Origin of the sequence: Rhizobium sp. BK377, from assembly GCF_014193935.1 — a bacterium.
Lineage (GTDB): Bacteria > Pseudomonadota > Alphaproteobacteria > Rhizobiales > Rhizobiaceae > Rhizobium.
Map to the genome: position 1 here is coordinate 1,440,047 of NZ_JACIAC010000001.1, position 26,830 is coordinate 1,466,876.

Consider the following 26,830-nt stretch of genomic DNA (forward strand, 5'->3'; position numbering starts at 1 on the left):
GGCTATTTTTTTCGTATCAGGGGCGGCAGGCGCCGCTTGACCGGCGAGGATTTGATCATCGAGGTATTGGTTTCCGCGCGCTCGGCGACCTTATCGAGAATGCTGTCGAGCTCGCCCATCGAACGGACGACGAGGCGGGCGATGAAACAATCGTCTCCGGTCACTTTGTCGCATTCGATGAATTCGGGCGTGTCCTGGATAATACGTTCGACGATGTGGAGCTGGCCGGGCAGCGGGCGCACCCGCACGATCGCCTGGAGAGGATAGCCAATCGCCGCCGGATCGAGATCGATGGTGAAGAGCGTCACCACGCCGCGATCCTCGAGCCGACGCAGACGCTCCGCCGCGCTCGGCGAAGAAAGTCCTACAGCCTGGGCGAGCTCCTTTAGGGAAATACGCGAGTTTCCTGCCAGCGCCTCTATCATTGCGCGGTCAATATCGTCGACTGCCTGCATCTCGTTAGCCAACATGGCAAAAACTCCTAACAAGATTAGGTTTATCCAGCCTTTCCCTTTTTCAGCTTATAGAAAATGCTGCGATGCCGCAATACAATTTCCCGCTAACGAATGGAGATGGCGATGCAGGGCGATATCAGAAGAGGCACAGCAGAGATGACGGCAGCGATGCTGATCTCGGGAACGATCGGGTGGTTCGTCGTCATGTCGGGTCAGCCCGTCAGCGGCGTGGTCTTCTGGCGCTGCTTCTTCGGCGCGCTGACCCTGCTGGTGGTCTGCACTGCTTTCGGCCTGCTGAGGCCTGGTATCATCAGCCTGCGGTCGCTCGGCATCGCTGTCTTCGGCGGTATCGCCATCGTCTCCAACTGGCTGCTGTTGTTCGCCTCCTATTCGCACGCGTCGATCTCGATCGCGACGACTGTCTACAACACTCAGCCTTTCATGCTGCTTGCGCTCGGCGCACTCTTTCTCGGGGAGAAGATCACAGGCACCAAGCTCTTCTGGCTCGGGCTTTCCTTTGCCGGCATGGCTGCTATCGTCGAGGCGAAACCAAATAGCGATGCCGTCTCCGGCAGCTACGGTCTCGGCATCCTAATGGCGCTGGGTGCCGCCTTCTTCTATGCTCTTGCCGCGCTTGCCGCCAAATGGCTGCGCGGCACGCCGCCGCATCTAATCGCGCTGATCCAGGTTTCGACCGGTATCGTCATGCTGGCGCCGATGACCGATTTTTCGAACCTCCCCGCCGATACCAGTTCCTGGATGATCCTGACCGCGGTCGGCGTCGTCCACACCGGTCTCATGTACGTACTGCTCTATGGCGCGATCCAGAAACTGCCGACGCATCTGACCGGCGCCTTGTCTTTCATCTATCCGGTCGCTGCCATCCTGGTCGACCGCTTCGCTTTCGGCCATGCATTGCAGCCGATGCAGATTGCCGGGGCGGCAGTTATTCTGCTCGCCGCCGCCGGCATGAATCTGGGCTGGTCGCCGGCGAGACTTATTCGCCTGCCGGCAGCCTGACGCTGAGGTTCGGCTTACGTGTTACTTCGCTTGGCGCGTCGTTTCGAACAGGAACCAGGTGCGGCGTTCGCTCTGGTCTATCCAGTTCTCGATCAGGCTCGCGGTCGCAACGTCGTTGTGCTCGTCGCAGACTTCATGCACTTCGCGCAGGATTGAGACGAGGTGAAGATTGTCTTCACGCAGCTCGGAGAGCATGTCCTCGGGGGTGACATAGTCAGCATCATTGTCCGGAATGCGCTGCTGGCGGGCGATCTGACCGATCGAGCGCAGCGTCGTGCCGCCGATCTTTCGGGCACGTTCGGCAACCTCGTCCGTCATATCGAAGATCTGTTCCGCCTGCTCGTCGAGCATCAGGTGGTAATCACGGAAATGCGGGCCGGACATGTGCCAGTGGAAGTTTTTGGTCTTCACATAGAGCGTGAAGACATCGGCGAGCAGCGCGGTCAACGCGGCCGAAATATCGGTGATAGCGTTGGTCGGCAGGTCGGACGGGGTCTTGAGCGGCGAACGTCCGCGGGCTTCGGCTGAGGTAGGCGACATGTATTCTCTCCTTGATGATGAAAACCGTCTGCGCCGGCAGCCTTGGGAAGCCGCGGCGGGCCGTGTCAGCGGCCGCTTGCGACAGGAAAAATAGCAAGGCGCAGTCGGTTTCCAAGTAGATCATGGTTCAGCCGACCTATTCTTTATGGTTATGGACAGATCAGCGCCAGACGCTTGATGAGGCCTGCCTCACCCGCCTATAGAAGGGTCCGCAAGTCAGTGGATATGAAGATGAGCCTTACCGTCCTGATCGCCTATGCCGGAGCCCTATTCATCGCCGCCGCCATTCCCGGCCCAGGGATCACGGCGATCGTGGCGCGTGCCCTAGGCTCGAATTTCCGCGAGACCTTCTTCATGGGCCTCGGCCTGGTGCTCGGAGACATGACTTACCTCACGGCCGTCATCCTCGGCCTCGCCTTCGTGGCGCAGACTTTCACCGAGATATTCCTCATCATCAAGATCGCCGGAGCCCTATATCTCGGCCACATCGCTTGGAAGCTCTGGACTGCCGGCCTGCTGCCTCAGGATATCGCCGCGAAGAAATCGAGCAGTGCGGGCATGTCGTTCCTGTCCGGCCTGCTGGTGACGCTCGGAAACCCGAAGACGATGCTCTTCTATGTGGCGCTGGTGCCGACGTTGATCGATTTGAACAGCATCGGCATGCGCGAGTATCTCATCCTGCTCGCCGTCACCTTCGTGGTGCTGATGATCGTGCTCGTTCCCTATATGCTGCTTGCGTCGCGCGCCCGCACGATGCTGAAACAGCCACGCGCATTGCAGGTGCTGAATCGCGTCGCCGCCAGCATCCTGGCGGGCACGGCAGCCTTCATCGCCACGCGTGCTGCCTGAAATAAACATTCGGCAACGGACGGTTTTCAAAGGATTTTTTCTCTGGCTTGCGTGGGTGGCGGATGAAGCCACTCTGGTCTCACCGCCACTTTGACCCTATTCTCTCCTCAGATTTCAGAATGGATTTCAAAGGGAGAGCACCATGTCGCACAAACCGGGCCGCGGCCGCATCTATTCCTCGATAACGGATACGATCGGCGATACGCCGCTCGTTCGCCTCGACAAACTCGCCAAAGAAAAGGGCGTAGTGGCCAGCATTCTCGCCAAGCTGGAATTCTTCAATCCGATCGCCTCGGTGAAGGACCGTATCGGCGTTGCCATGATCGAGAGCCTGGAAACGCAGGGCAAGATTTCTCCCGGCAAGACGGTGCTGATCGAACCGACCTCGGGCAATACCGGCATCGCGCTTGCCTTTGCGGCCGCCGCCAAAGGTTATCGGCTGATCCTCACCATGCCGGAGACGATGTCCGTCGAACGCCGCAAGATGCTGGCGCTGCTCGGCGCCGAACTGGTGCTGACCGAAGGGCCGAAGGGCATGAAGGGGGCTATCGCCAAGGCCGAGGAACTCGCCGCTTCGCTCCCCGACGCCGTCATTCCGCAGCAATTCGAAAACCCGGCCAACCCCGAAATTCACCGCAAGACGACCGCCGAGGAAATCTGGAACGACACCGACGGCACGGTCGATATCTTCGTTGCCGGCATCGGCACCGGCGGCACGATCACCGGCGTCGGCCAGGTGTTGAAGAGCCGCAAACCGGATATCCGGATCGTGGCCGTCGAACCGGCGGATTCGCCCGTACTGTCAGGCGGTACGCCCGGCCCGCACAAGATCCAGGGCATCGGTGCAGGCTTCGCGCCGAAGATCCTCGATACCAGCATCTATGACGAGGTCGTCACCGTCAGCAATGACGATGCATTCCAGCAGGCACGGCTCGTCGCCAGGCTCGAAGGCGTGCCTGTCGGCATCTCCTCTGGTGCGGCGCTGACGGCGGCAATCGAGGTCGGCCGCCGTCCGGAAAATGCTGGCAAGAACATTGTCGTCATCATCCCGTCCTTTGCCGAGCGCTATCTTTCGACGACGTTGTTTGAAGGCCTCGGAAGCTGAAGGAAATTAGTGGGTAGCGAGTAGTGAGTAGTGACTGAGGCTGCTTTCGGTGCCTGCCGCAAATCGCTTTGGTTTGCCGATTATTGTGAGCCGCTACTCACTTATCACTGCTCACCAGTCACTCAACCTTATGCCGCTGCCGTTAGCCGCGCACCGGCAACGCGGTAGGAAATCGCCTCCGCGAGGTGAATACGTCCGACCATTTCATTGCCGTCGAGATCGGCAAGCGTGCGGGCGACCTTCAGGACGCGGTGGTAACCGCGCGCCGAAAACTTCATCTTGTCCGCGGCATCTCGCAACAACTGCAATCCCGCAGCATCCGGCTCGGCGAACTTCTCGATCATTGCCGTCGAGCATCCTGCATTGGTGGAAATGCCCACAGCGCCTGCAGCAGCATAACGTTCGCGCTGAATGTCGCGCGCACGCGCAACGCGCCGGGCAACATCGGCACTCGCTTCGGCGACCGTCGGCCGGATGAGGTCGGCGGCGGAAACGGCCGGCACGTCGATGCGGATATCGATGCGGTCCATCAGCGGGCCGGAAATGCGGGCTTGATAATCGGTCATGCAGCGCGGCCCTCGGGCACAGGTGTGGCCGGGCTCGCCCGCCATGCCACAGCGGCAGGGATTCATGGCGGCAATGAGCTGGATCCGCGCCGGATAGGAGACGCGGTGATTGGCGCGCGCGATGACGCATTCGCCGCTTTCCAGCGGCTGGCGCAAGGCGTCGAGCACCTGCGGTGCGAATTCCGGAAACTCGTCGAGGAAAAGCACGCCGTGATGGGCAAGCGAAGCCTCGCCTGGCCTGGCGCGCAGGCCGCCGCCGATGAGGGCGGCCATCGTCGCCGAATGGTGCGGCGTGCGGTAGGGCCTGCGGTCGGAAAGCTTGCCGCCGGAGAGCTGACCGGCGATGGAATGGATCATCGAGACTTCAAGCAATTCGGCGGCCGAGAGCGGCGGCAGGATGGATGGCAGTCTCGAAGCCAGCATCGACTTGCCGGAGCCCGGCGGCCCAACCATCAATAGGTTATGGCCGCCGGCGGCGGCCACTTCCAGCGCCCGCTTGGCGCTTTCCTGTCCCTTGATCTCGGCGAGATCGGGCAGATTGGCGGCGTTCGGGCGAATGGACGGTTCCGGGCGCGAAAGGATCTGTGTGCCGCGGAAATGATTGGCGAGTGCTATCAGGCTCCGCGGCGCCAGAATGTCGACGTCTGACCCGGCCCAGGCGGCCTCGGATCCGCTTTCGGCCGGACAGATCAGGCCTTTCCCACTCGCGTTGGCACCGATTGCCGCCGGCAGAGCGCCAGCGATTGCTGCAATCGTACCATCGAGATTGAGTTCGCCGACGACGACATAGTCGGACAAGGCATCCGCCGGGATGGCGCCGAGAGCTGCCATCAAGCCGAGCGCGATCGGAAGGTCGAAGTGACTGCCTTCTTTGGGAAGATCCGCGGGCGCAAGGTTGACGGTCACGCGCTTGGATGGCAGCGCCAGACCGGAAGCGTGCAGGGCGGCCTGCACCCGCTCTCGGCTTTCCGCAACCGCTTTATCCGGAAGCCCGACGATCTGGATCCCCATTTTCCCGGGAGCGACCATGACCTGGACCTCGACCGGAACACCTTCAATGCCCTGAAATGCAACCGTACTGACGCGCGCGACCATGCCCTGCCTCGTGACCCTGAACCCCAACCTATGAAGCCGGTCACAATCTGGCATGGAAGCCGGAATAAAACAAGAACGATAAGCGAACGAATTCAGCTATCCGCTGCAATCAAATTGCGGCGGGTTGTAATCCTGGAACGGAAGGGATCAAAGGCGGAACGACAAGAACAATTTTTGTGGTCTGTTCTTGGCTTTGCTTTAGCCGCGCTTGCGCTCGATCGCATCCCACAACAGGCTTGCGATATCGGCGCCGCCGAACTTCTTCACTTCGCGGATGCCGGTCGGCGAGGTCACGTTGATCTCGGTCATATAATCGCCGATCACGTCGATGCCGACGAGCAGGAAGCCGCGTTCGCGCAGAGCCGGGCCGATGCGCTCGCAGATTTCCTTTTCGCGTGCCGTCAGTTCGGTCGGCTCGGCACGACCGCCGACATGCATGTTGGAGCGGCTATCGTGTTCCGCCGGGACGCGATTTATGGCGCCGGCAAATTCACCGTCGACGAGGATGATGCGCTTGTCGCCCCTACGCACGTCAGGCAGGTACTGCTGAGCGATGAAAGGCTCGCGGAAGAGTTGGCCGAACATTTCGAGCAGCGAGGACAGGTTGCGATCGTCCTTGGTGGAATGGAAAACGCCGGCGCCGCCATTGCCGTAGAGCGGCTTCAGGATGATGTCGCCCATCTCGTCGCGGAATCGGCGGATCTCGCCCGGATCCTTGGTGATCAGCGTCTTCGGCATCAGGTCGGAAAATTCAGTGACGAAGATCTTTTCCGGAGAGTTGCGCACCCAGGCGGGATCATTGACGACGAGCGTCTTCGGATGGATGCGCTCCAGCAGATGCGTCGAGGTGATGTAGGACATGTCGAAAGGCGGGTCCTGGCGCAGCAGGACGACATCCATGGTCGACAGGTCGATGCGCTCAGGCGCTCCGAGTTCATAATGATCGCCCTTGACGTCGCGCAGTACCATCGGCTCGACGGTGGCATAGAGCTTGTCATCGCGCAAACTCAGGCGGTCGGGCGTGTAATGGAAGAGCTTGTAGCCACGCGCCTGCGCCTCAAGGCTCATGGCGAAGGTGGAATCGCCCGCTATATTGATGCCGGAGACATGGTCCATCTGGACCGCTACGTTCTTGATCTTGGCCATTTCCGTCCCTTGCGCTGATGCCGCCCAGATGTAGGTCGGTCAGGCATCAAACGCAACGGCAATCAATGGCTTCTGGCGCCTCCGCCGGCGCAATTTTCAGGCCGCTATGCCGGTGCCGCCACCGTTGCGCAAGAGGTTGCGCAGGCGATAGGCAATGGCGAGCGGCTTTGGGAAAGGCTTGCGCAGGAAGGCGACCTTGCGAACGTAATTGTCCACCCGCCAGTTCGCCCAGGTGCCGCCGGCAAAGAAAGCGACATCGCCCGTCTGCAGTGTGCGCTCCACGCCGTCTCCAGTGGTGACGTGCACCTCGCCTTCAAGGATCATGACCGTCTCGTCCCAACCGAAACGCCAGCGGAATTCGCCTGATGTGCAATCCCAGATCGCCGTCAGCGATGCCTCGTCATGGCCACGGGAATGTTCTGCCGTGCGCGCCTGCGGATTGCCGCTGATGATCCAGTCCGGATTGATCGGCGTTGATTTCAGGACCATGCCGTCGCTTGCCTGCGCAACGAAAGACCTGCCTGATGACTTCAACGTGGCGTAAGGCACGGACCGCGCAGCCATGGCGACGGCGGTTGCAAGCATCATCTTCAAGGCCATGACTTACCCCCAGTTTGCTACCCCTAGCTGAGCCGTGGATAACAGAAGAGTCGTAAAAGCCCGTTCAAGCAGACGCTAAAATTTTAACGAAAGCTTATTGGTCGCCGACGACTGCGTGGCACCACCACACCGCCGCAAGTGCGACGCGGCAAAATCCTAGAAAGCATCAGGGAAATGGCGAGGCAGCCTCCCCGGCAATATCGCGACAATATCGTAGCGTTGCGAAAGCCGAGCATAATCGCGCTGACGGGCGAGCCAGAGATCGCTCGCAGCCCGGATGCGTTTTTGCGACGCGTAGGACACAGCATCCACCGCGCCCGTTTCGTCGGCGCGCGCCTTGACCTCGACAAAGACGGCCAGATCCCCCTTGCGGGCGATAATATCGATCTCGCCGAGCTTCGTCCGGTGCCGCAGGGCGAGAATGCGATAACCTTTCAGCATCAGGAAAATGGCGGCGATATATTCCGCCGCCGCGCCGCGGCGCAGCGCATTTCTCCTGCGGAGCGTTGCTTCGCCGTCAGCCATTCGCCGCCTTCATGTCGAGAAGCTTCTGGTAGAGCACCTTGCGCGGCAGGCCCGTCAGGCGGGCGGCCTCGGTCGCGGCCTTGGCCGTCGGTAGGGATTTTGCGAGATCGGCGAGAACCGCGTCGATATCGGCTTCGGTGGCGGGCTGTTCGTTCGAGGGGCCGATCACCAGCACGATTTCGCCCTTCACATTGTCATGCTCTTCATAATGGGCCGCGAGTTCGGCAAGCGTGCCGCGGCGGAATTCCTCATAGGTTTTCGTCAGTTCGCGGCAGACGGACGCCTCGCGTTCAGCGCCGAGCACATCAGCGGCGGCCAGCAGGGTCGCGCCAATGCGATGGGGTGATTCAAAGAAGATCAATGTGGCCGGTGCGTTCGCGAATTCCGCGAGCCGGTCGCGGCGCGCCTTGTCCTTGGTCGGGAGGAAACCGGCAAAGAGAAAGGCGTCGTTCGGCAGGCCCGATCCGACGAGGGCGGCAAGCGGCGCGGAAGCGCCGGGAATTGGAATGATGCGGTAACCTACCTCGATCGCCTGCTGGGCCAGGCGATAGCCGGGATCGGATACCAACGGCGTTCCCGCATCGGAAACGAGTGCCACCGACTTGCCGGCTTCGAGTGCCTGCAGGAGCCGCGGTCCGGCCTCGTTAGCATTGTGCTCATGATAGGGGAAGGGGCGGTTCTGGATACCATACCGATCGAGCAGGACGCGGGTGACGCGTGTATCCTCGCAGGCCAGGACGTCGGCACCAGCAAGCGTTTCCAGCGCCCGCAGCGTAATGTCGCCGAGATTGCCGATCGGCGTTGCGACGAGATAGAGAGCCGGTTCGAGCGGGCGCGCCGGCACCGCAATATTATGGAGACGAAAACCGCGCCGGGCGCCAGTTTCCGCTGTCGTCTCTTCCGTCATGCCATTCGCCTTCGTTCCGCCAGCCTCTTCCCTTTATGGGCGAGCAGTGTGGCTTCGACAAGGGCCGCAATTTCTGTGAGCATTGCACTGCAAAACGGCATTTGGGGGCCTGCGGGCAACCATGCCTCTTGCAATCGCCGGCAAAGTTCTGCCATTTTGCCCGTCCACTCCCCTCTCCCAAAGGGGAAAGCAGTGACGCGGCGCTTCCGGGCGCCCGGACAATAAAGGTCGAAAGCGGTAGCATCCCATGCGTATTACTATTGAGCGGTCAAACCTTTTGAAGTCGCTGAACCACGTGCATCGCGTGGTCGAACGCCGCAACACGATCCCGATCCTGTCCAACGTGCTCCTGAAGGCCGACGGGCAAAACCTCGACATGAAGGCGACTGACCTCGATCTCGAAATCACCGAAGCCACGCCTGCCAATGTCGAGCAGGCCGGCGCCACTACCGTTCCAGCGCATCTTCTTTACGACATCGTGCGCAAGCTTGCCGATGGCGCGGAAGTGCTTCTTGCCACTTCCCAGGATGGCGGCTCGATGACCGTTCAATCCGGCCGCTCGAAGTTCTCGCTGCAGTGCCTGCCGGAATCCGACTTCCCCGATCTGACCGCCGGCACCTTCACGCATTCCTTCAAGCTGAAGGCAAGCGATCTGAAGATGTTGATCGATCGCACGCAGTTTGCGATTTCGACGGAAGAAACCCGCTATTATCTGAACGGCATCTTCTTCCATACGATCGAAAGCGAGGGCAGCCTGAAGCTGCGCGCCGTTGCGACCGACGGCCACCGTCTGGCCCGTGCCGATGTGGATGCGCCCTCTGGCTCCGAAGGCATGCCAGGCATCATCATTCCGCGCAAGACGGTCGGTGAATTGCAGAAGCTCGTCGATACCCCGGATGCGATCGTCACCGTCGAAGTCTCCGATGCCAAAATCCGCCTTACCATCGGCTCCATCGTCATGACTTCGAAGCTGATCGACGGCACCTTCCCGGATTATCAGCGCGTCATCCCCACCAATAATGACAAGGAAATGCGCGTCGATTGCACGAGCTTTGCCCAGGCCGTCGACCGCGTTTCCACCATTTCGTCCGAGCGCGGCCGCGCCGTGAAGCTCGCGCTTTCCGACGGCCAGCTGCTGCTCACCGTCAACAACCCGGATTCCGGCAGTGCTACGGAAGAAGTCGCCGTCGGCTATGATACGGATCCGATGGAAATCGGCTTCAATGCCAAGTACCTGCTCGACATCACTGCGCAGCTTTCCGGCGACGAGGCGATCTTCCTTCTGGCCGATGCCGGTTCGCCGACACTCGTGCGTGACACCGCCGGCGACGATGCTCTCTACGTGCTAATGCCGATGCGCGTGTAAACGCGCGTCGCCTTCCTGTCTTAAACCTTCCTGATTGCGACATCGCCTCTTGTTTTTGCTTCACCCTCCTGCAATTAAGGGCGGGACGAACAGCAGGCATGGGAGGACGGCATGGCATTGCGACTCAAGGAACGGCTCGGCAGGAAATTCGACGAGGAGATCCGCTTCTTCAAGGGCATGATGCAGGGGCCGAAAACTGTCGGCTCCATTGTGCCGACCTCTTCAATCACCGCCCGTAAGATGGCGAGTGTCGCAAATCCGCATTCGGATCTGCCTGTACTCGAACTTGGCCCCGGCACCGGCGCCATCACCAAGGCGATTCTCGCTCATGGCGTGAAACCGGAAAAACTTGTCGCCATCGAATATTCGACGGATTTCTACCAACATCTCGTGCAGCTTTATCCTGATGTGACCTTCATCAACGGCGATGCCTTCGATCTCGACAAAACGCTCGGCTCTCTCAAGGATCAGAAATTCGATTCCGTTATCTCAGGCATACCGCTGCTGAATTTCCCGATGCAGGCGCGCATCGCGCTCCTGGAAAGCCTGCTCGATCGCATGCCGGCTGGCCGGCCGATGGTGCAGATCTCCTATGGCGCAGTTTCGCCGATCGTCGCCAATGCCGATCGCTACAGCATTCATCATTTTGATTTCATCGTGCGCAATATTCCTCCGGCTCAACTCTGGATTTATCGGCGCGGATAAATGTTCGGACTTTATATCACCCACCCTCAGGTCAAGATCGATCCTGCGGTTCCCGTTCCCCAATGGGGTCTCTCCGATATCGGCGCGGAGCGCGCCCGCAAGGCCGCCTCGAGCGATTGGGCGAAGCGGCTGACCCGCATTGTCTCCAGCGATGAGACCAAGGCGATCGAGACAGCGGAAATCCTTGCTGCGGCCTCAGGCGGGAAAATCGAGATCGTGCATGGCATGCACGAGAACGATCGCTCCGCCACCGGTTTCCTGCCGCCCGACAAATTCGAAGAGGCGGCCAACTGGTTCTTCGCTCACCCGCAAGAGAGCTTCAGGGGCTGGGAGCGGGCCGCCGACGCGCAGAACCGCATCGTCTCCGCCGTCGAGACCATCTTGTCTTCGCATGATGCGAATGCGCCGATCGCCTTTGTCGGCCATGGCGGCGTCGGAACGCTGCTCAAATGCCATCTGATGGGTTTGCCGATTGCGCGTGATCGCGACCAGCCAGGCGGTGGCGGTAATCTCTACGCTTTCGGCCTTGCGGATCGGCGCTTATCATGCGACTGGACACCCATCGAAGACTGGCGGGGATGATTTGAGATGGGCGCACGCGAGCGGTTGATCGTCGGGCTGGATGTTCCAACGATTGGCGAAGCGGAAAAAATTGTTTCCACGCTCGGCGACGACATTCTCTTCTACAAGATCGGCTATCAGCTTGTCTTTGCCGGCGGGCTGGAATTTGCCCGCGACCTTGCCGCCAGCGGCAAAAAGATTTTCCTCGACATGAAACTCCTCGACATCGACAACACGGTCGCATCCGGTGTCGAGAACATCGCCAAGATGGGCATGTCGATGCTGACGCTGCATGCCTATCCGAAAGCGATGAAGGCGGCCGTCGAGGCGGCGAAAGGCTCCAGCCTATGCCTGCTTGGCGTTACCGTGCTGACCTCGATGGACGCCGATGATCTCGTCGAGGCAGGTTATCAATATGATCCGAAGACGCTTGTCGCGCGTCGTGCCGAACAGGCGCGTGCTGCCGGCATGGGCGGCATCGTCTGCTCAGCCGAGGAATCCGCTGCTGTCAGCGAGATCGTCGGGCCTGATATGGCGATCGTGACACCCGGCATCCGCCCGACGGGTGCCGAGAAGGGCGACCAGAAGCGGGTGATGACGCCTAAGGATGCACTGAAGGCAGGGTCCACCCATCTCGTCGTCGCCCGCCCGATCGTCAAGGCACCGGAGCCGCGGGAAGCGGCGCGTGCAATCCTCAATGAAATGGTTGCCGCGCTTTGGCCGGCGAACCGCTGACACGTCCGCCGAACGAGGAGACAAAAATGCCCAAGGGATACTGGATCGCCCGCGTCGATGTGCGCGACCTCGAGCGCTACAAGGATTACGTCGCGACAGCAAAGCCTGCCTTCGAGAAATACGGCGCGAACTTCCTCGCCCGCGGCGGTGCAATGACCGAGCTTGAAGGCAAGGCGCGCGCCCGCAACGTCGTCATCGAGTTTCCCTCGATGCAGCATGCCGTCGACTGCTATAATTCGCCCGAATACCAGGCTGCTGCAAAAATCCGCCATGAGGTGGCCGACGCGGAAATGGTCGTAGTCGAGGGCGTCTGAGCCAGTTTCGAACGGGTAGAAACTGCGGCGCGATGGCCCTTTTCGTCGCGTCGGTATTCGGCTAAGACGAAAGCAATCACAGCATTTCAAAGCCTTTCGAGGAGCCTGCCATGACCCTTGCCAACCTGCCGCCACTCGTCACCGTGTTCGGAGGGTCCGGCTTCATCGGCAGACATATCGTGCGCGTGCTGGCCAAACGCGGCTATCGCATCCGCGTTGCCGTGCGCCGCCCCGACCTTGCCGGTTTCCTGCAGCCGCTCGGCAATGTCGGCCAGATCTCCTTCGTCCAGGCCAACTTGCGCTACCGCAACTCGATCGACCGAGCTGTCGAAGGCGCCGACCATGTCATCAACTGTGTCGGCATCCTTTTCGAGAGCGGCCGCAACACATTCGATGCCGTGCAGGAATTCGGTGGCCGCGCCGTGGCGGAAGCCGCCCGCAACGCCGGTGCAACGTTGACGCACATTTCCGCCATCGGCGCCAACGCCGGTTCGAACTCAAACTACGGCCGCACCAAAGGCCGTGCCGAAGCCGCTATCCTGTCGATCAAGCCGGATGCGGTAATCTTTCGCCCATCTGTCGTCTTCGGTCCGGAAGACAGCTTCTTCAACAAGTTCGCCGACATGGCGCGCATGTTCCCTGTCCTGCCACTCGTCGGCGGCGGCAAGACGAAGTTCCAACCCGTTTACGTCGAGGATGTCGCCGAGGCCGTTGCCCGTGCCGTCGACGGTAAGGTCGAAACCGGCAAGATTTATGAACTTGGCGGTCCTGAGGTCCTGACCTTCCGCGACTGTCTCGAAACCATACTCAAGGTCACAGTTCGCAAGAATCCGCTCGTTTCCCTGCCCTTCAGCATCGCATCGCTGATCGGCAGCATCGCCTCGCTGGTGCCATTCATCGCGCCGCCGATCACGCCGGACCAGGTCAAGCTTCTCAAGCATGACAACGTCGTTTCGAAAGAAGCCGAAGCCGAGGGCCGCACGCTGAGGGGCCTTGGCATCACGCCGACGATGGCGACTTCGGTGCTCGATTCCTACCTCGTGCAGTATCGCCCGCACGGCCAGTACACAGGCTCCGGCAAGGCTGCCTGATCAATCCGACCCGGCAATTCAAGCGCCGTTCGCGAGCTTTCGCGGGCGGCGTTTCCATTTTGGCGAGGCGCCATCCGGCGCAAGCCTTGCGTGTTAAGATGCATCTCATGTTGTGTGACGTTGCATAAAAGACGCATAGGAAATTTAGTGGAATTAACACCAAATTTAGCAGGAACATTTATTGCTATTTGCTATTCCACTGACTAAACACCCCCGCGCGTCTCCAGACAGACTCAAGCGCCTCGCAGGCGTGCGGCATCACGTGAAAGGCTATTTCTGATGGGTAAGTCAATCGCGCTTCTTTTTGCGTGTGCGGCACTGGTAATCCTCGCAGGCTCCTTCATTGCGCCGGGCTCCGTCGCGGCGGTGAAGGGCGGTTGCTCGCCGGCTTACGGCGTCGATCCCTGCTCGACGGCCTCCATTACCCACTAATAAAAAGCCGGTCCTTTCGAACCGGCTTTAATTTTTGTCCCGGCGCGCGCGACGCATATTCGCTCGCCTGCGTGATGACTCAGCTGATCATGCCTGCCATCGCCATGGCGAGCAGCACAACACCCAGAATGATGCGATAGATCGCAAAGACCGTGAAGCGGTTACTTCTGATATAGGCCAGCAGCCATTTGACGGCGACGAAGGCGACGACGGTCGAAACGACGAAGGCGATGCCGAGCGCGGTCCAGTCCTCGTTTGCCGCACCGCCATCCTTGACGGTTTTCAGCAGCGAAAAGGCACTTGCAGCATACATGGTCGGAATGCCGACGAGGAAGGCAAATTCGGTTGCAGCCGCGCGGTTAGCCGTGCCGGCCAGCATGGCGACGAAAATCGTGGCGCCGGAGCGGGACGTCCCGGGGAAGACGCCGGCAACGACCTGCGCGATACCAACTAGGATGGCCACGAGCCAGGTGATGTGGGAGCTCGGCGGGCGGCGGGCGGCGGCCCATTCGGCGAAGATCATCCAGATACCGCCGATGATAAGCGCCCAGGCAACCGGGGTTGCGTTCTCAGGCAGTTCGAAGCCAAGCTTCTTGACCAACAGTCCGAGGACGGCGGTGATCAGAAAGGCGCCGATCAGTTTAAAAGCGTAGTCACGGTTTTGCGGATCGCGCCAGCCGAGCAGCAGATCGAGCAGGCGGCGCCAATAGATGATCGTGACGGCAAGGATCGCTCCTGCCTGAATGACGATGTTGAATGTCTCGCTGCGTGCACCAAGCCACTGTTCCGCAATGATCAGATGGCCAGTGCTGGAAATCGGCAGGAACTCTGTGATCCCTTCTATAATGCCCAGAATTATAGAGTTTATGTAGTCCATAAAGTGTCTCCGGTTTGGGGTTCGGTCGGACTGGAATGGTGGCCAGGCTATATTGCACTGCACAATCATCGTCCGCCAGAGCGGGAGGCAAGAAAGACGAGCGGGGAGTTGCGATCGTTCAGGCAGCCATGTTTTGTCCCTTGTCAGGCGGTCTAGCCCGATTCGCTTGTATTGGAGGGGCCAAACTCCTATAGCTTCAACTAATGAGTCATGACTAGGGCGGTATAATCGGCGCGCCCCTGAGCCCATGCACCACAATCAAAAGTCCGAGTATCGATGCCCACGCTTTATCATCATCCCATGTCGTCCGCATCCCGCTTCGTCAGGCTCATTCTGGCGGAATATGGCTATCAGGCGGAACTGATCGAAGAACAGACGTGGGAGAAACGCCGCGACTTCTTGGCGCTCAACCCAGCCGGGACGCTGCCCGTTTATGTCGATGACAGCATGCGCGCGCTCTGTGGCGCAACCGTCATCTCGGAATATCTCGACGAGACGCATGGCGTGCTGAAACGCGACCGCCGGTTGCTCGCCGAGGACCCGTTCCAGCGCGCGGAAATCCGCCGTTTGACGGAATGGTTCATGCAAAAAATGGAAAACGACGTCACCAAGCCGCTGGCACGCGAGCGCGTCTACAAGCTGCAGATGACGGCCGACCAGGGCGGTGGCGCCCCGGATTCCAAGGTGTTGCGCACGGCACGCGCCAATATCCGCCAACATATGCGTTATCTCACCTGGCTAGCCGGCTCGCGCCAATGGCTTGCCGGCGAGCGAATGAGTTATGCCGACCTTGCCGCCGCAGCCTCGATCTCCATTCTCGATTATCTCGGCGAGATCGACTGGTCGGAATCGCCCCTCGCCAAGGACTGGTACCAGCGGCTGAAATCGCGCCCGTCTTTTCGCCCGCTTCTGACCGAGCGCGTACGCGGCTTGACGCCGGTTTCCCATTACGCCGACCTGGATTTCTAACGAGGGCGTTCGATGCCCGAACCGAAAGCCGAAGATATCAAGGAGCGCAAGCGCCGCGACAATTTGACCGCCTTCCTGAAGGCGGAAGCGGTCACTCTCGGCTTCGATCTCTGCCGCGTGACCCGCCCGGATTCGATCCCTGAAGCAAAAGAGCGGCTCGGCCAATTCATCGATGCCGGCCGGCATGGGACGATGGAATGGATGGCGGAAACGCGCGAACGCCGCAGCGATCCACGCACGCTTTGGAGCGATGTGCGCTCGGTCGCCGTCTTCGGGCTCAATTATGGGCCGGACGAGGATCCGCGTGGCATTCTCGGAGAGAAAGATAAGGCGGCAATCTCCGTCTACGCCCGCAACCGCGACTATCATGACGTCATCAAGGGCCGACTGAAGGAGATCGCCACGCGCTTCGCGGCCAAGGCTGGCGCGGATGTGAAGGTCTTCGTCGATACTGCCCCGGTCATGGAAAAGCCGCTGGCTGCGGCCGCCGGTCTCGGCTGGCAGGGCAAACACACCAATCTCGTCAGCCGCGAGCACGGTTCCTGGCTTTTCCTTGGATCGATGTTTACGACCGCCGATCTCAATACAGATACCTTGGAGACCGATCATTGCGGCTCCTGCCGCGCCTGCCTCGATGTCTGCCCAACCGCTGCCTTTCCGGCGCCCTACCAGATCGATGCGCGCCGCTGCATCTCGTATCTGACGATCGAGCATAAGGGGCCGATCGATCCCGAGTTCAGGCCTCTGATCGGCAACCGCATTTACGGCTGCGACGATTGCCTTGCCGCATGCCCTTGGAACAAGTTCGCAAACGAAGCATCGGAAATGAAGCTGAAGGCGCGTGAGGATCTGAAGGGACCTTCGATCGTGTTCCTTCTGGCGCTCGACGATCCGACCTTTCGCACCTTCTTCAGCGGCTCGCCGGTCAAGCGCATCGGCCGTGACCGCTTTATTCGTAACGTGTTGATCGCCGCCGGCAATTCCGGCGAGCGCAGCTTGATCGAGCGATGTCGTGCGCTCGCCACTGATGCCTCGCCGGTCGTGCGCGGCATGGCGATTTGGGCACTGTCGCGGCTCATGGAGGCTGGCGAATTCAAAGCCTTTGCCGCACAAAAGGAAAATGAGTCGGATGAAGATGTCCTCAACGAATGGCGATTGGCAGGGGTGAGCTGATGCATGTTATGATCTTTGGCTGCGGTTATTCCGGCACGGCTATCGCCAAGGCGTTTGGCGATAGCGGCATTCGCGTCTCCGGTACGACCCGTTCGGAAGAGAAAGCCGAAGAGTTGCGCAAGATTGGCATCGAAGCCTTCATCTTCAACGGAGAGGCCTTGAGCGACGACCTGCGTGCGGCGATGGCCACCGTCACGCATCTCGTTCAGTCGATCGCTCCGCGCGATGCCGACCCGCTGCTTGCATTACTTGGGAAGGACAGCACGGTGCTTCTGCCTGACCTGCAGTGGATCGGCTATCTCTCCACGGTCGGCGTCTATGGTGACCACAAGGGTTCCTGGGTGACTGAAGAAACGCCATGTATACCAGTCTCGGGCCGCTCCAAGGAACGTCTCGACGCCGAGGATGCCTGGCTTGCGCTCGGCCGTTCCCGCGAAACGCCGGCCGCCATATTGCGGCTTTCCGGCATCTATGGACCGGGACGCAACGCCTTCGTCAATCTGGACCGTGGCACAGCGCGCCGCATCATCAAAAAGGACCAGGTGTTCAATCGCATCCGCGTGGAGGACATCGGCGCTTCCACCCGGTTTCTGGCAGAGCATGCGCTCGGCGGCATCTACAATGTCACCGACGACCAACCTGGTCCGCCGCAGGATGTGATAGTCGAGGCCGCCCGCCTGATGGGCATCACCCCGCCGCCGGAGCAGCCATTCGAGACCGCCGAGATGACGCCGATGGCCCGTTCCTTCTATGGAGAGAACAAGCGCGTTTCCAATGCCAAGTTGAAGGCTGCAGGCTTCCGGTTTGCCTTCCCGAACTATCCGATGTCGCTCGCCCAGCTATTGCAAAATGACGGTTGGCGCGGCTGACCAAACCCCTCTCATTCGGGTGATAGGGTTATAATCCATAAATAGTAGAAATTTCCTACTTTCTGATTTTTACGAACTGAATTTCGCTCCGTATTATGGTTAACGGCCTCTAAATTTGCGCAAATGTGGCAGCGAATATGGCACCCTGAGAAAAAAAATTTTGTGATTTCCAACGGCCATCAAATGTTTAGCGTTTATACGAAAAAATCGTTCGGATTTTAGCTGATTTCATTAGGCTTTTTCCAAGAATTGCCAAAGCGGTGTCCTGCTACCGCAATGTTAGTGGAATCACAAATGTTACAGACTGTAACGTTCCGTGATCAGAAGCGGCACTTTTTCGCCACTTTTCCCCGGATTGAAGCCCCACCGCCTGCGAAGGCGCAAGTTCAACAGTTGAGGGACAATCCGTTTTGAAGAAAATCTGCCGTTCTCTAATCACTACCGCAGCGATTGCAGCCTGTTCCTTCGCCCTTCCGGCAGAAGGATTTGCTGGTAACGGATGTGGCGGTGCTTCGTGGTACGCACTTCGCTCCAAAACTGCTTCCGGGGAACGCATGAACCCGGCCATCTACACCGCCGCACATCGTTCTCTGGCATTCGGCACCAAGGTGAAGGTCACCAACCGCAACAACGGCCGCAGCGTCGTCGTTCGCATCAATGATCGTGGCCCGTTCATCCGCGGTCGCGTGCTCGATCTATCGCGCGCTGCCGCACAGAATATCGGCATGGTCTCCTCGGGCACCGCGAAGGTCTGCTACCAGGTCATCAGCTGAGGCCAAGCCCTCCGCACAATCCCTGCGCCGGATGCGGCGCTTGCTCTTGCCGCCAATCGCGAGTAACCACGCGATTGGGACTTGTGAACAATCCGCCCTGCCTATCAGGTTTGTTGCGGACTCTCTTGTGCGGATCGTTCACCAGCCAAGGCAACAGGAGAAGTTTGAATGCGTTTGGGCGGCCGCCTCGAAGGGGCGATTTCGGTTCTGGCTGATATCGATGCCCGCAAAAGGCCTGTCGCCGATGCACTGAAGGACTGGGGCCTCGCCCACCGTTTCGCCGGCTCCGGCGACCGGGCGGCGATCGGCAACATCGTCTACGACGCGCTGCGCATGCGATTGTCCCATGCCTATCTGATGGACGATGACAGTGCCGTTGCCATCGCGCACGCCGTCATGTTCCGCCAGTGGGGTTTTACGCCGGAAACACTGGCTGCGGAACTTGCAGATGACAAGTTCGCGCCGACGCCGCTTTCCGCAGAAGCGCTCGCAGCGTTTGCGAGCCGTTCTCTTTCCGATGCTTCCCCACATGTGCAGGGCGATATTCCGGAATGGGTACAGCCCTCCTTCGAACAGGCTTTCGGCGGCGAATGGCTTTCCGAGGCGCAGGCGCTTGCCGGGCGCCCGACGCTTGATCTGCGCGCCAATATCCTGAAGGCCACCCGTGAGAAGGCCGTGAAGGCGCTGGAACGGGCCGGCGCGAATGAGGCGAAGATCGCACGCTACGGCATCCGGATTCCCGCCGGCGAAGGCGCCTCACGTCTCCCTAACGTCACGGCCGAGCTTTCGTTCCAGAAGGGCTGGTTCGAGGTTCAGGACGAGGGATCGCAGATCGTCGCCGATCTCGTCCTGCCTGGGGATGGCGAGCAGGTGCTGGATTATTGCGCCGGTGGCGGTGGTAAGACGCTCGCCATGGCTGCTGCCATGCATAATAAGGGTCAGATCCACGCCTATGATGCCGACCGCAAGCGGCTTGCGCCGATCATCGAGCGGCTGAAGCGCGCCGGAACGCGCAATGTCCAAGTCCACGACGATGTCAGGGGCCTGTCCAGCCTGCGTGGCCGCTGCGACAAGGTGCTGGTCGATGCGCCCTGCACCGGCACGGGTACGTGGCGCCGCCGCCCGGATACGAAATGGCGGCTGACAGCCAAGAATCTCGACGAACGCACCGCCCAGCAGCAGGATGCGCTGACGCAGGCGAGCAGCTTCGTGCGCCCAGGCGGCGAACTGATCTACGTCACCTGCTCGGTGCTGCCGCAGGAGAACGAAGAGCAGGTCCGGCGCTTTGCTGCCGAGAACGGCGATTTCAAGATTGACAGCGCGCTGCCCGCCTGGGACAGCCTGTTCGGCAAGGACAGCGCACGCCCACGATCTTCCGACGGCAAGACGATCACGCTGACGCCAGCGTCGACGGATACGGATGGCTTCTTCTTCTGCCGCCTGAGAAGGGATGGCTGAGAAGCGCTCTCAACGGAAATCACGTGACGCAATAGGCAGAAGGCGCGATCCGTTTGTGCAGGTGATCCTAAAATCTGCGGTCAGATACTCTTCAAACGACCAGTTAAATACAGGCATCCGTCCTTAAAACCATTCCAAACTAGAGTGTTTGACACCAGTTTGCTTTTGCGCGAAGAGACGATTGCCGGATTCAGACGGAAATCCGTCACAGGAGAGGATTATGAAGCTCAACCGCACATTCCGCGCAGCCGCGCTGGCGATCGCCCCCGCCGCCCTGCTCGCCCTTCCCGCACATGCGGCGCCCGATGCTGCTGCAGTCGTGAAGCATTACGCCGAGGTCGCGCATGCCAAGTATGAAGACTCGCTGACGACAGCCAAGGCGCTCGACGCGGCCATCGACGCGTTTTTGAAGACGCCTAATGATACGACGCTGAAGGCGGCCAAGGATGCCTGGATCAAGGCGCGCGTCCCCTATCAGCAGACGGAAGTCTACCGTTTCGGCAACCCGATCGTTGACGACTGGGAAGGCAAGGTCAACGCATGGCCGCTCGACGAAGGCCTTATCGATTACGTCGATCCTTCCTACGGCACGGAAAGCGACGAGAACTCCCTCTATGTCGCCAATGTCATCGCCAACAAGACGATCAAGATCGACGGCAAGGATGTGGACGCCTCCAAGCTGACGCCGGAGTTCCTCTCCGGCACGCTTGCCGAGGCGGGTGGTATCGAGGCCAATGTCGCGACCGGCTATCACGCCATCGAATTCTTGCTCTGGGGCCAGGATCTGCATGGCACGGGACCGGGTGCCGGCGAGCGCCCGGCAAGCGACTATGACCTGAAGAATTGCACGCATGGCAATTGTGACCGCCGCGCCGAATATCTGAAGTCCGCCTCTATCCTGCTCGTTTCAGACCTGCAGGAAATGACCGACAACTGGGCGCCTGGTGGCGAAGCCACCAAGCATGTCGAAGCCGATCCGAAGGCCGGTCTCGTCGCCATCCTGACAGGCATGGGTTCGCTCTCTTATGGTGAACTCGCCGGCGAGCGCATGAAGCTCGGCCTGCTGTTGCACGATCCGGAAGAAGAGCACGATTGTTTCTCCGACAACACTTACAACTCGCATCTGAACGACGCGATCGGCATCGCAGCCGCCTATTCGGGCGAATACACCCGCGTCGACGGTACCAAGATGACCGGCCCGTCGCTGCACGATCTCGTCGCCGCCAAGGATAAGGCGCTCGATGCCGAGATGAGCGGCAAGCTCAACAAAACGCTGAATGCCATGCACGCCATGGCCAAGCGCGGCGAGACGGTCGAGAAATACGACCAGATGATCGGTGAGGGCAACAAGGAAGGCAACGCCGTCGTCCAGGCCGCGATCGACGGTCTTATCGACCAGACCAAATCGGTCCAGCGCGTTATTGCCGCACTTGACCTCGGCACCGTCGAGCTTGAAGGTTCCGACAGCCTGGATAATCCTAACGCTGTCTTCAAATAAGCAAAAAGGCGGGCCGCTCTGAAAGCGGAGCGGTCCGGACCCTTGAAATGTTGCATAACCCGGCCCGACGTCTTTCTGTCAGCGCAGCTTTCTGTGCTCTGCTCGCCGGGCTTCCCGTTGCCATTGCCGGTACCTTCGATCTTCCGACTGGACGTACCGATCTTTCCGACGCGGACCTGAAGCGCGTCGCCGATATCACGCGGCCGACCGGCGATTTCAGCAAGGCCGAACCCTACGAGGCGATGCAGGCGGGTGCGGCGACCTCCATCGATCCAATCACCGAAGACAGTTTTTCGCATATCTCGGCCAATATCCCTTTCGAGGAAGAGCAGAATTTCCGGCTCGGCAACGCGCTCTTCCGCAAGCTCTGGGTTTCCGCGCCCTCCTCGACGCAGGCATCTGATGGGCTTGGTCCGCTCTTCAACGCCCGCTCCTGCATGAGTTGTCACGCCAATGACGGCCGCGGCAAACCGCCCGAGGGCGGTCCGAGCGCTAGCTCGATGGTCCTGCGCGTGGCCCGCGCGGCAAAGACACCAGAGGAAGAAAGAGCGATCGCCGGCGCCGATGTCGTCAATTTCCCTGATCCGGTCTACGGTCACCAGCTTCAGGATCTCGCCGTTCCAGGACTTGCCGCCGAGGGCAAGGTCGCGGTTACCTACACCGAAGAGACGATCACGCTTGCCGGCGGCGAGACGGTGAACCTGCGTAAGCCGGCCTATTCCGTCAAAAATCTCGCCTACGGCCCGCTCGACCCGGCGACCACGATCTCGGCACGCGTCGCCCCGCCGATGATCGGCCTCGGGCTGATCGAAGCAATTCCCGAGGCCGATATTCTGGCCCATGCCGATCCTGATGATCTTGATCATGATGGCATTTCCGGTAAGGCCGCGATCGTGCGCGACCACCGCACGGCCCGGATCACGCTCGGCCGTTTCGGCTGGAAGGCGCAGAATGCTACAGTGCGCGATCAGAGTGCGGATGCCTTCTCCACCGATATCGGCATTTCGACGCCAGACGCGCCGAACGCTGATGGCGACTGCACCGCAGCCGAGACAAAGTGCCTCGCCATGCCTGATGGCGTGCAGAAACGCCTCGGCAATGAGGAGGCGCCAGGCCCGGTGCTCGATCTCGTTACCTTCTATTCCGAGAACCTCGCCGTGCCGGCGCGCCGAAAGGCGAGTTTTGCCGGGACCCTGCGCGGCAAGCAGCTTTTCTACGAATCCGGCTGCATTTCCTGCCACGTGCCGAAATTCGTTACCAGCCGTGATACGGCTGAGAAGGCCCAATCCTTCCAGCTCATCTGGCCTTATTCCGATTTCCTGCTGCACGACATGGGCGACGGTCTGGCCGACGGACAGCAAGTAGGATTGGCCGGCGGACGTGAATGGCGCACGCCGCCGCTATGGGGTATAGGACTGACCCGGACTGTGAGCGGACACAGCTTCTTCCTGCATGACGGCCGCGCCAGAAATCTCACCGAAGCAATTCTCTGGCATGGCGGCGAAGCTGAAAAAGCCCGTAACGCATTCTCCTCGCTATCAAAAGACGATAGAGAGGTCCTGATTACATTCCTGGAGTCACTCTGATGCGCCCCTGGCACACCCTGTTTTGCCTCGCTTTGACCGGCCTTGCCGCATCGGCTGCCGCCCAAAGCGCCGCACCGCCCACTTCGGGCCTCAACGAGGATGCTGTGCCTTCAGTCATGGAGCGCGCTGTCGACGAGGTTATCCGCCCCGGCTATCGCAATATGCAGCAATCATCCGCGCGCCTGACGACAGCCATGAACGATCTCTGTGCCTCAGGTACGCAGCAGACGCTCGATCGCGCCAAGTCAGCATTCGACGATGCGATCCGCTACTGGTCGACGATCGAGATCGTGCAGACCGGCCCTGTTATCCAGGACAATCTCTTTGAGCACATCCTCTTCTATCCCGACCGCAAGGGCGTCGGCCTCAAGCAGGTTCAGGCGCTGCTCGCCAAGGCCGATCCGAAGGACGCGACCGTCGATGCCATTGCCGGCAAGAGCGTGGCGCTGCAGGGCCTGACCGCACTCGAATATGTCCTCTATGGCAACGGCTCCGATGACCTCCTCAAGCAGAAGGGTGGCTTCCGCTGCCTCTACGGCCAGGCGGTCGCCGGCAATATCCAGCGTGAAGCCGGCGAGGTGGTCGCCGCTTGGGAGAAGCCTGACGGCGTGCAGGCGAGCTGGAAGCACCCCGGCCCGCAGAGCGACGATTTCATGGACAACAAGGAGGCCGTCACCGCCCTCCTCGGCATCCTCGTCCATGCTGCGGAAAACGTTCGCGACCAGCGGCTGGAGCAGTTCTACAAGGGCAAGGATACGCCCGCCCGCCCGCGCATGGCGATCTACTGGCGTTCGAAGAATACATGGAAGTCGATGGCCGCCAATCTCGAGGGCATCCGCACACTCTGGCAGAAGGCCGGAATGGCGGAACTGCTGCCGCCGGAGAAGAAGGCGGTTGCCGATTCGATCGACACCAAGCTGAAGACGATCATCGACAGCGTCTCGAAGCTGAACCCGGATATCGAAGTCGCGGTCAGCGATGCGGAGAAGGCCAAGCTCGATACGCTGCTGACCGAAAGCCGCGACCTCATCACCACGATCAGCGATCAGTATGGAGCCGCAATCGGCCTTTCGGCCGGCTTCTCCTTCTCGGACGGGGATTGAGCCGATGTGGCGTAGCGCCGCCATCGACCGGCGCGGCTTCATCAAGGCCGCCGGTATCGGTTTTCTGGCGGTGCTGAAGCCGCAAGCACTGCTGGCGCTTGACCGCGCCGAGGCCGTCTATGCGTCCGGTATCCGCGCCGCCAATGGCTCCTTTGCCGTGGCGACAGTCACCGAACGCGGAGAGATTGTCGATCAGGTGACGCTGCCCGCCCGTGCCCATGGTATGGCCCATAGCATTGCCACCGGCCGCACCGTCGCCTTCGCCCGCCGGCCGGGCACCTTCGCGATGATCTTCGATCCCTGGAACAAGGGAGAACCCGCCGTCATCACCTCGCCGGAGGGTCGGCATTTCTACGGCCACGGCGCATTTTCGCCGGATGGGCGGCTGCTCTATGCCAGCGAGAACGACTTCGACAATAACAGGGGCATGATCGGTCTTTACGATGCAACGAACCGCTTTGTGCGGATCGGCGAATATGAGACCTATGGCGTCGGCCCGCATGACATGACGGTCTCCGATGACGGCCGCATGCTTGTTGTTGCCAATGGCGGCATCGAGACACATCCGGATTTCGGCCGCACAAAGCTCAATCTTGGTAATATGCAGCCGTCACTGGCGCTCATCGATGCGGCAACCGGCGCGCTGATCGAAAAACATATCCTGCCGCCGCAATGGTCGTCCGTCTCGACACGCCATGTCGACGTCGACGCTGGTGGCCGTATCTGGTTCGCCTGCCAATATGAAGGCCATCGGAAGGACCTGCCGCCGCTTGTCGGTCATTTCGCCAAGGGCGAGGATCTTGTTTTCATCGACTTGCCCGAGGAGACGACGCGACGACTTGCCAATTATGTCGGGGCGATTGCAGTCAACCGAAAGGAAGGTCTGATCGGCATCACCTCGCCGATCGGCGGCGCGTCCGTCACCATTGACGCGAAAACGGGCAAGGTGCTGCGCGAGAACAGGGTTCGCGACGCCGCGGGAATCGCGCCTGCTCCCGGCGGCTTTGCCGTTTCCTCCTATGATGGCGATTTCCTGTCGGCTCATAGCGATGTCGCCTGGGATCAGCATATCGTGCGCATCACTCAGCCGGCGCGGATGCGGTAGTCTTTCCATTCCTTTTGAACGGCTTCGGCGGCTGAGCGCGCCGCCTCGTAGAGCCAGTCCTTACCGCGCGGGCGCAGATCATTGCGAATTGCCGCAGCACCTGCCGGGTCATCTGAATGGCAGTTGGCGATCTCAAAACCCATCAGCTCAAGCATCGAGCCGTTCAACAGGGTCTTCGCATCAGTCTTGATCTCGATCTTGCGGCTGTTCGGCGAAAGTCTTCGAACGAGAATGCGGCCCGACACGACAAAATGAGGATCGGGGCTGCGCATCCTTCCGGCGGCAATGACGCCGGTTCTGATGACGTGATCTCCTGATCTTGCCAGGGACCAGGCCGAGGGCACAAGCGCCTTGGCTTCACGCAGCACGGGTCCACCGCGCCACTCGTTCACATAGGCAACGAAACGCGGCCGGCCGAGACTTCCCGTCCCCTTCGTCACCGGTAGGGGTGTGGCGCTTGCCGCGCCCTTCGGCAAAGCATTTTTCAAGGCCTCGACAAAACGGCTGGAGGCTGGTCTTTTGGCAGGCTTACGCGTGTCCCATTTCTTCCAGAATTCCTTCCGCTCATCTTCCGAAAGCAGCAGCTTGTCGCGGAGCCAAGGATGATCGCGCTCCAGTACGATGGGGTTTGCATGCTCAAGGCCGCGCACGTATCCAGCGAGAATGAGCTCGGCGATCGCCCTGCCGGAAATCCCGGCATCCGGCTGCGCCAGAATGGCGCTAGCCACCAGCCGCACGAGATCCAGCCCGTAGGGCATGATCGCCGCGTCGTCGAAATCATTGGCGCCCCATACGAGCCGCCCCTCGATATCCCGCCATGTGCCGAAATTCTCCAAATGCGTATCGCCGATCGACAGCACTTGCGGCATGTCAGCAAGCTCCGGTCTGACCTCGTAGATGATCTCCGCCCAGCGCCAGTAGGTAGCGCGCAGAAAGGCGAAAGCTTCACCGCACATCTTCCGGTGTTTCTCGTCAATATCCTCCTGCACAAGCTCGCCCTGCAGCTCGTATGCCAGCCACGCCTCGTAATCGCTCAGAGATTGAGAAAGGGTCTTCATCGGCTCGCCCTCAGGTTTGATCAATCATAATCCTGCGGGGCTTTATTCAGAAGAGGTTTCGGCATGATCCCAAAATAGATGCGACGCAGCTCACCGTGCTGAGATGAACCGCGCCGACCTATCTGATCTTACGGGAAGCGGAGCTTCGGCGTTTACGAGATCCGCCTTGCGAAGCTCCGCCGGAGATCACCTGGGACCACCTCGTCGAGTGCGGCCGGTACTGCAGGAGTTGATCATGCCGGCGACAAGCGCCTGCAATTCATCGGCCTGCCCGGCCGGACCCGCAAGCGACACAGCTCGGGGCTGCGTGATCGAAACTCGTATCGAAAAGACAAAACCGTCGTGAGCC

28 protein-coding genes are annotated in these 26,830 nt (G+C 60.3%); 19 read left to right on the plus strand and 9 right to left on the minus strand.

Going from position 1 to position 26,830, the window contains the following annotated elements; genetic code table 11:
• Nucleotides 1-2: 2 nt before the first annotated feature.
• Entirely contained in the window at nt 3-470 is a 468-nt protein-coding gene (locus tag FHT92_RS07115; protein ID WP_376776545.1) for an Lrp/AsnC family transcriptional regulator, read from the minus strand.
• A gap of 96 nt (nt 471-566) precedes the next feature.
• Between FHT92_RS07115 and FHT92_RS07120 the strand changes: the two genes are divergently transcribed.
• Entirely contained in the window at nt 567-1,475 is a 909-nt protein-coding gene (locus FHT92_RS07120; RefSeq protein WP_409527135.1) for a DMT family transporter, read from the plus strand.
• Nucleotides 1,476-1,496: 21 nt separating this feature from the next.
• Here the strand turns inward: FHT92_RS07120 and FHT92_RS07125 are convergent, their stop codons facing one another.
• Nucleotides 1,497-2,015 (minus strand): Dps family protein, encoded by a 519-nt coding sequence (locus FHT92_RS07125; RefSeq protein WP_183746002.1) that lies wholly within the window; start codon nt 2,013-2,015, stop codon nt 1,497-1,499.
• Between the two features lie 231 nt (nt 2,016-2,246).
• Between FHT92_RS07125 and FHT92_RS07130 the strand changes: the two genes are divergently transcribed.
• Nucleotides 2,247-2,864 carry a LysE family translocator gene (locus tag FHT92_RS07130; protein ID WP_183823444.1) on the plus strand — a complete coding sequence of 206 codons (618 nt, stop codon included), beginning with the start codon at nt 2,247-2,249 and terminating at the stop codon, nt 2,862-2,864.
• 142 nt (nt 2,865-3,006) lie between these two features.
• Nucleotides 3,007-3,969 (plus strand): cysteine synthase A, encoded by a 963-nt coding sequence (gene cysK / locus FHT92_RS07135; protein ID WP_183823446.1) that lies wholly within the window; start codon nt 3,007-3,009, stop codon nt 3,967-3,969.
• Nucleotides 3,970-4,097: 128 nt separating this feature from the next.
• Here the strand turns inward: cysK and FHT92_RS07140 are convergent, their stop codons facing one another.
• From FHT92_RS07140 to rsmI, 5 genes are all read right to left on the minus strand, one after another.
• Entirely contained in the window at nt 4,098-5,630 is a 1,533-nt protein-coding gene (locus FHT92_RS07140; RefSeq protein ID WP_183745992.1) for a YifB family Mg chelatase-like AAA ATPase, read from the minus strand.
• A gap of 198 nt (nt 5,631-5,828) precedes the next feature.
• On the minus strand, nt 5,829-6,776 hold the full coding sequence (gene gshB, locus FHT92_RS07145; RefSeq protein WP_183823448.1) for a glutathione synthase: 948 nt from the start codon (nt 6,774-6,776) through the stop codon (nt 5,829-5,831).
• A gap of 96 nt (nt 6,777-6,872) precedes the next feature.
• Nucleotides 6,873-7,376 carry a cupin domain-containing protein gene (locus FHT92_RS07150; RefSeq protein WP_183823449.1) on the minus strand — a complete coding sequence of 168 codons (504 nt, stop codon included), beginning with the start codon at nt 7,374-7,376 and terminating at the stop codon, nt 6,873-6,875.
• 156 nt (nt 7,377-7,532) lie between these two features.
• Nucleotides 7,533-7,901: a YraN family protein gene (locus FHT92_RS07155; protein ID WP_183823451.1), complete on the minus strand. Its 369-nt coding sequence runs from the start codon at nt 7,899-7,901 to the stop codon at nt 7,533-7,535.
• Nucleotides 7,894-8,808, minus strand: a complete 915-nt coding sequence (rsmI, locus tag FHT92_RS07160) for a 16S rRNA (cytidine(1402)-2'-O)-methyltransferase (RefSeq protein ID WP_183745980.1) — start codon at nt 8,806-8,808, stop codon at nt 7,894-7,896. The genes FHT92_RS07155 and rsmI overlap by 8 nt, the downstream gene beginning before the upstream one ends.
• Nucleotides 8,809-9,055: 247 nt before the next feature.
• On the opposite strand from rsmI, the gene dnaN reads away from it, so the two are divergent.
• From dnaN to FHT92_RS07195, 7 genes are all read left to right on the plus strand, one after another.
• Nucleotides 9,056-10,174 carry a DNA polymerase III subunit beta gene (gene dnaN, locus FHT92_RS07165; RefSeq protein ID WP_183823453.1) on the plus strand — a complete coding sequence of 373 codons (1,119 nt, stop codon included), beginning with the start codon at nt 9,056-9,058 and terminating at the stop codon, nt 10,172-10,174.
• Between the two features lie 111 nt (nt 10,175-10,285).
• A complete protein-coding gene (gene pmtA, locus FHT92_RS07170) occupies nt 10,286-10,879 on the plus strand; it encodes a phospholipid N-methyltransferase PmtA (RefSeq protein WP_183745975.1) in 594 nt (197 codons plus the stop codon).
• Nucleotides 10,880-11,461, plus strand: coding sequence for a histidine phosphatase family protein (locus tag FHT92_RS07175; RefSeq protein WP_183745973.1), 582 nt, complete (start codon nt 10,880-10,882; stop codon nt 11,459-11,461).
• Between the two features lie 6 nt (nt 11,462-11,467).
• Complete coding sequence (gene pyrF, locus FHT92_RS07180; protein WP_183745970.1) at nt 11,468-12,175, plus strand: orotidine-5'-phosphate decarboxylase; 708 nt, start codon at nt 11,468-11,470, stop codon at nt 12,173-12,175.
• Nucleotides 12,176-12,201: 26 nt separating this feature from the next.
• Entirely contained in the window at nt 12,202-12,489 is a 288-nt protein-coding gene (locus FHT92_RS07185) for a DUF1330 domain-containing protein (protein ID WP_183745967.1), read from the plus strand.
• A gap of 110 nt (nt 12,490-12,599) precedes the next feature.
• Nucleotides 12,600-13,580 carry a complex I NDUFA9 subunit family protein gene (locus FHT92_RS07190; protein ID WP_183745964.1) on the plus strand — a complete coding sequence of 327 codons (981 nt, stop codon included), beginning with the start codon at nt 12,600-12,602 and terminating at the stop codon, nt 13,578-13,580.
• Between the two features lie 279 nt (nt 13,581-13,859).
• The gene (locus FHT92_RS07195; RefSeq protein WP_165911864.1) at nt 13,860-14,012 is read left to right on the plus strand and encodes a hypothetical protein; all 153 of its coding nucleotides are present in this window, start codon (nt 13,860-13,862) and stop codon (nt 14,010-14,012) included.
• 79 nt (nt 14,013-14,091) lie between these two features.
• On the opposite strand, the gene FHT92_RS07200 is transcribed toward FHT92_RS07195, so the two are convergent.
• A complete protein-coding gene (locus FHT92_RS07200; protein WP_183823455.1) occupies nt 14,092-14,889 on the minus strand; it encodes an undecaprenyl-diphosphate phosphatase in 798 nt (265 codons plus the stop codon).
• A gap of 276 nt (nt 14,890-15,165) precedes the next feature.
• Between FHT92_RS07200 and FHT92_RS07205 the strand changes: the two genes are divergently transcribed.
• From FHT92_RS07205 to FHT92_RS07245, 9 genes are all read left to right on the plus strand, one after another.
• Complete coding sequence (locus FHT92_RS07205) at nt 15,166-15,858, plus strand: glutathione S-transferase family protein (RefSeq protein WP_183823457.1); 693 nt, start codon at nt 15,166-15,168, stop codon at nt 15,856-15,858.
• Between the two features lie 12 nt (nt 15,859-15,870).
• Nucleotides 15,871-17,031, plus strand: coding sequence for a tRNA epoxyqueuosine(34) reductase QueG (gene queG / locus FHT92_RS07210; protein ID WP_183823459.1), 1,161 nt, complete (start codon nt 15,871-15,873; stop codon nt 17,029-17,031).
• A complete protein-coding gene (locus tag FHT92_RS07215; protein ID WP_183745952.1) occupies nt 17,031-17,900 on the plus strand; it encodes an SDR family oxidoreductase in 870 nt (289 codons plus the stop codon). Before queG ends, FHT92_RS07215 begins: the two co-directional genes overlap by 1 nt.
• 410 nt (nt 17,901-18,310) lie before the next feature.
• Nucleotides 18,311-18,673 carry a septal ring lytic transglycosylase RlpA family protein gene (locus tag FHT92_RS07220; protein ID WP_183745948.1) on the plus strand — a complete coding sequence of 121 codons (363 nt, stop codon included), beginning with the start codon at nt 18,311-18,313 and terminating at the stop codon, nt 18,671-18,673.
• A 168-nt stretch (nt 18,674-18,841) separates the two neighbouring features.
• The gene (locus FHT92_RS07225) at nt 18,842-20,131 is read left to right on the plus strand and encodes an RsmB/NOP family class I SAM-dependent RNA methyltransferase (protein WP_183745945.1); all 1,290 of its coding nucleotides are present in this window, start codon (nt 18,842-18,844) and stop codon (nt 20,129-20,131) included.
• 220 nt (nt 20,132-20,351) lie between these two features.
• Nucleotides 20,352-21,629 (plus strand): imelysin family protein, encoded by a 1,278-nt coding sequence (locus tag FHT92_RS07230; protein ID WP_183823461.1) that lies wholly within the window; start codon nt 20,352-20,354, stop codon nt 21,627-21,629.
• A gap of 47 nt (nt 21,630-21,676) precedes the next feature.
• Nucleotides 21,677-23,215 (plus strand): di-heme oxidoredictase family protein, encoded by a 1,539-nt coding sequence (locus tag FHT92_RS07235; protein WP_183823463.1) that lies wholly within the window; start codon nt 21,677-21,679, stop codon nt 23,213-23,215.
• Entirely contained in the window at nt 23,215-24,318 is a 1,104-nt protein-coding gene (locus FHT92_RS07240) for an imelysin family protein (protein WP_183823465.1), read from the plus strand. The genes FHT92_RS07235 and FHT92_RS07240 overlap by 1 nt, the downstream gene beginning before the upstream one ends.
• A 4-nt stretch (nt 24,319-24,322) precedes the next feature.
• Nucleotides 24,323-25,423, plus strand: coding sequence for a DUF1513 domain-containing protein (locus tag FHT92_RS07245; RefSeq protein ID WP_183823467.1), 1,101 nt, complete (start codon nt 24,323-24,325; stop codon nt 25,421-25,423).
• On the opposite strand, the gene FHT92_RS07250 is transcribed toward FHT92_RS07245, so the two are convergent.
• Complete coding sequence (locus FHT92_RS07250) at nt 25,402-26,481, minus strand: DUF2252 family protein (RefSeq protein WP_183823848.1); 1,080 nt, start codon at nt 26,479-26,481, stop codon at nt 25,402-25,404. The genes FHT92_RS07245 and FHT92_RS07250 overlap by 22 nt on opposite strands.
• Nucleotides 26,482-26,830: the final 349 nt, after the last annotated feature.

What these genes read in the sequence shown, in the direction of transcription:
- FHT92_RS07140 (WP_183745992.1), bottom strand. Translation starts at nt 5,630, where the DNA reads ATGGTCGCGCGCGTCAGTACGGTTGCATTTCAGGGCATTGAAGGTGTT.
- gshB (WP_183823448.1), bottom strand. Translation starts at nt 6,776, where the DNA reads ATGGCCAAGATCAAGAACGTAGCGGTCCAGATGGACCATGTCTCCGGC.
- FHT92_RS07225 (WP_183745945.1), top strand. Translation starts at nt 18,842, where the DNA reads ATGCGTTTGGGCGGCCGCCTCGAAGGGGCGATTTCGGTTCTGGCTGAT.
- cysK (WP_183823446.1), top strand. Translation starts at nt 3,007, where the DNA reads ATGTCGCACAAACCGGGCCGCGGCCGCATCTATTCCTCGATAACGGAT.
- FHT92_RS07200 (WP_183823455.1), bottom strand. Translation starts at nt 14,889, where the DNA reads ATGGACTACATAAACTCTATAATTCTGGGCATTATAGAAGGGATCACA.
- FHT92_RS07125 (WP_183746002.1), bottom strand. Translation starts at nt 2,015, where the DNA reads ATGTCGCCTACCTCAGCCGAAGCCCGCGGACGTTCGCCGCTCAAGACC.
- FHT92_RS07190 (WP_183745964.1), top strand. Translation starts at nt 12,600, where the DNA reads ATGACCCTTGCCAACCTGCCGCCACTCGTCACCGTGTTCGGAGGGTCC.
- FHT92_RS07195 (WP_165911864.1), top strand. Translation starts at nt 13,860, where the DNA reads ATGGGTAAGTCAATCGCGCTTCTTTTTGCGTGTGCGGCACTGGTAATC.
- FHT92_RS07245 (WP_183823467.1), top strand. Translation starts at nt 24,323, where the DNA reads ATGTGGCGTAGCGCCGCCATCGACCGGCGCGGCTTCATCAAGGCCGCC.
- FHT92_RS07175 (WP_183745973.1), top strand. Translation starts at nt 10,880, where the DNA reads ATGTTCGGACTTTATATCACCCACCCTCAGGTCAAGATCGATCCTGCG.
- FHT92_RS07215 (WP_183745952.1), top strand. Translation starts at nt 17,031, where the DNA reads ATGCATGTTATGATCTTTGGCTGCGGTTATTCCGGCACGGCTATCGCC.
- FHT92_RS07250 (WP_183823848.1), bottom strand. Translation starts at nt 26,481, where the DNA reads ATGAAGACCCTTTCTCAATCTCTGAGCGATTACGAGGCGTGGCTGGCA.
- dnaN (WP_183823453.1), top strand. Translation starts at nt 9,056, where the DNA reads ATGCGTATTACTATTGAGCGGTCAAACCTTTTGAAGTCGCTGAACCAC.
- FHT92_RS07120 (WP_409527135.1), top strand. Translation starts at nt 567, where the DNA reads ATGGAGATGGCGATGCAGGGCGATATCAGAAGAGGCACAGCAGAGATG.
- FHT92_RS07150 (WP_183823449.1), bottom strand. Translation starts at nt 7,376, where the DNA reads ATGGCCTTGAAGATGATGCTTGCAACCGCCGTCGCCATGGCTGCGCGG.
- queG (WP_183823459.1), top strand. Translation starts at nt 15,871, where the DNA reads ATGCCCGAACCGAAAGCCGAAGATATCAAGGAGCGCAAGCGCCGCGAC.
- FHT92_RS07185 (WP_183745967.1), top strand. Translation starts at nt 12,202, where the DNA reads ATGCCCAAGGGATACTGGATCGCCCGCGTCGATGTGCGCGACCTCGAG.
- rsmI (WP_183745980.1), bottom strand. Translation starts at nt 8,808, where the DNA reads ATGACGGAAGAGACGACAGCGGAAACTGGCGCCCGGCGCGGTTTTCGT.
- pmtA (WP_183745975.1), top strand. Translation starts at nt 10,286, where the DNA reads ATGGCATTGCGACTCAAGGAACGGCTCGGCAGGAAATTCGACGAGGAG.
- FHT92_RS07235 (WP_183823463.1), top strand. Translation starts at nt 21,677, where the DNA reads ATGTTGCATAACCCGGCCCGACGTCTTTCTGTCAGCGCAGCTTTCTGT.
- FHT92_RS07240 (WP_183823465.1), top strand. Translation starts at nt 23,215, where the DNA reads ATGCGCCCCTGGCACACCCTGTTTTGCCTCGCTTTGACCGGCCTTGCC.
- FHT92_RS07155 (WP_183823451.1), bottom strand. Translation starts at nt 7,901, where the DNA reads ATGGCTGACGGCGAAGCAACGCTCCGCAGGAGAAATGCGCTGCGCCGC.
- FHT92_RS07130 (WP_183823444.1), top strand. Translation starts at nt 2,247, where the DNA reads ATGAGCCTTACCGTCCTGATCGCCTATGCCGGAGCCCTATTCATCGCC.
- FHT92_RS07230 (WP_183823461.1), top strand. Translation starts at nt 20,352, where the DNA reads ATGAAGCTCAACCGCACATTCCGCGCAGCCGCGCTGGCGATCGCCCCC.
- pyrF (WP_183745970.1), top strand. Translation starts at nt 11,468, where the DNA reads ATGGGCGCACGCGAGCGGTTGATCGTCGGGCTGGATGTTCCAACGATT.
- FHT92_RS07205 (WP_183823457.1), top strand. Translation starts at nt 15,166, where the DNA reads ATGCCCACGCTTTATCATCATCCCATGTCGTCCGCATCCCGCTTCGTC.
- FHT92_RS07115 (WP_376776545.1), bottom strand. Translation starts at nt 470, where the DNA reads ATGTTGGCTAACGAGATGCAGGCAGTCGACGATATTGACCGCGCAATG.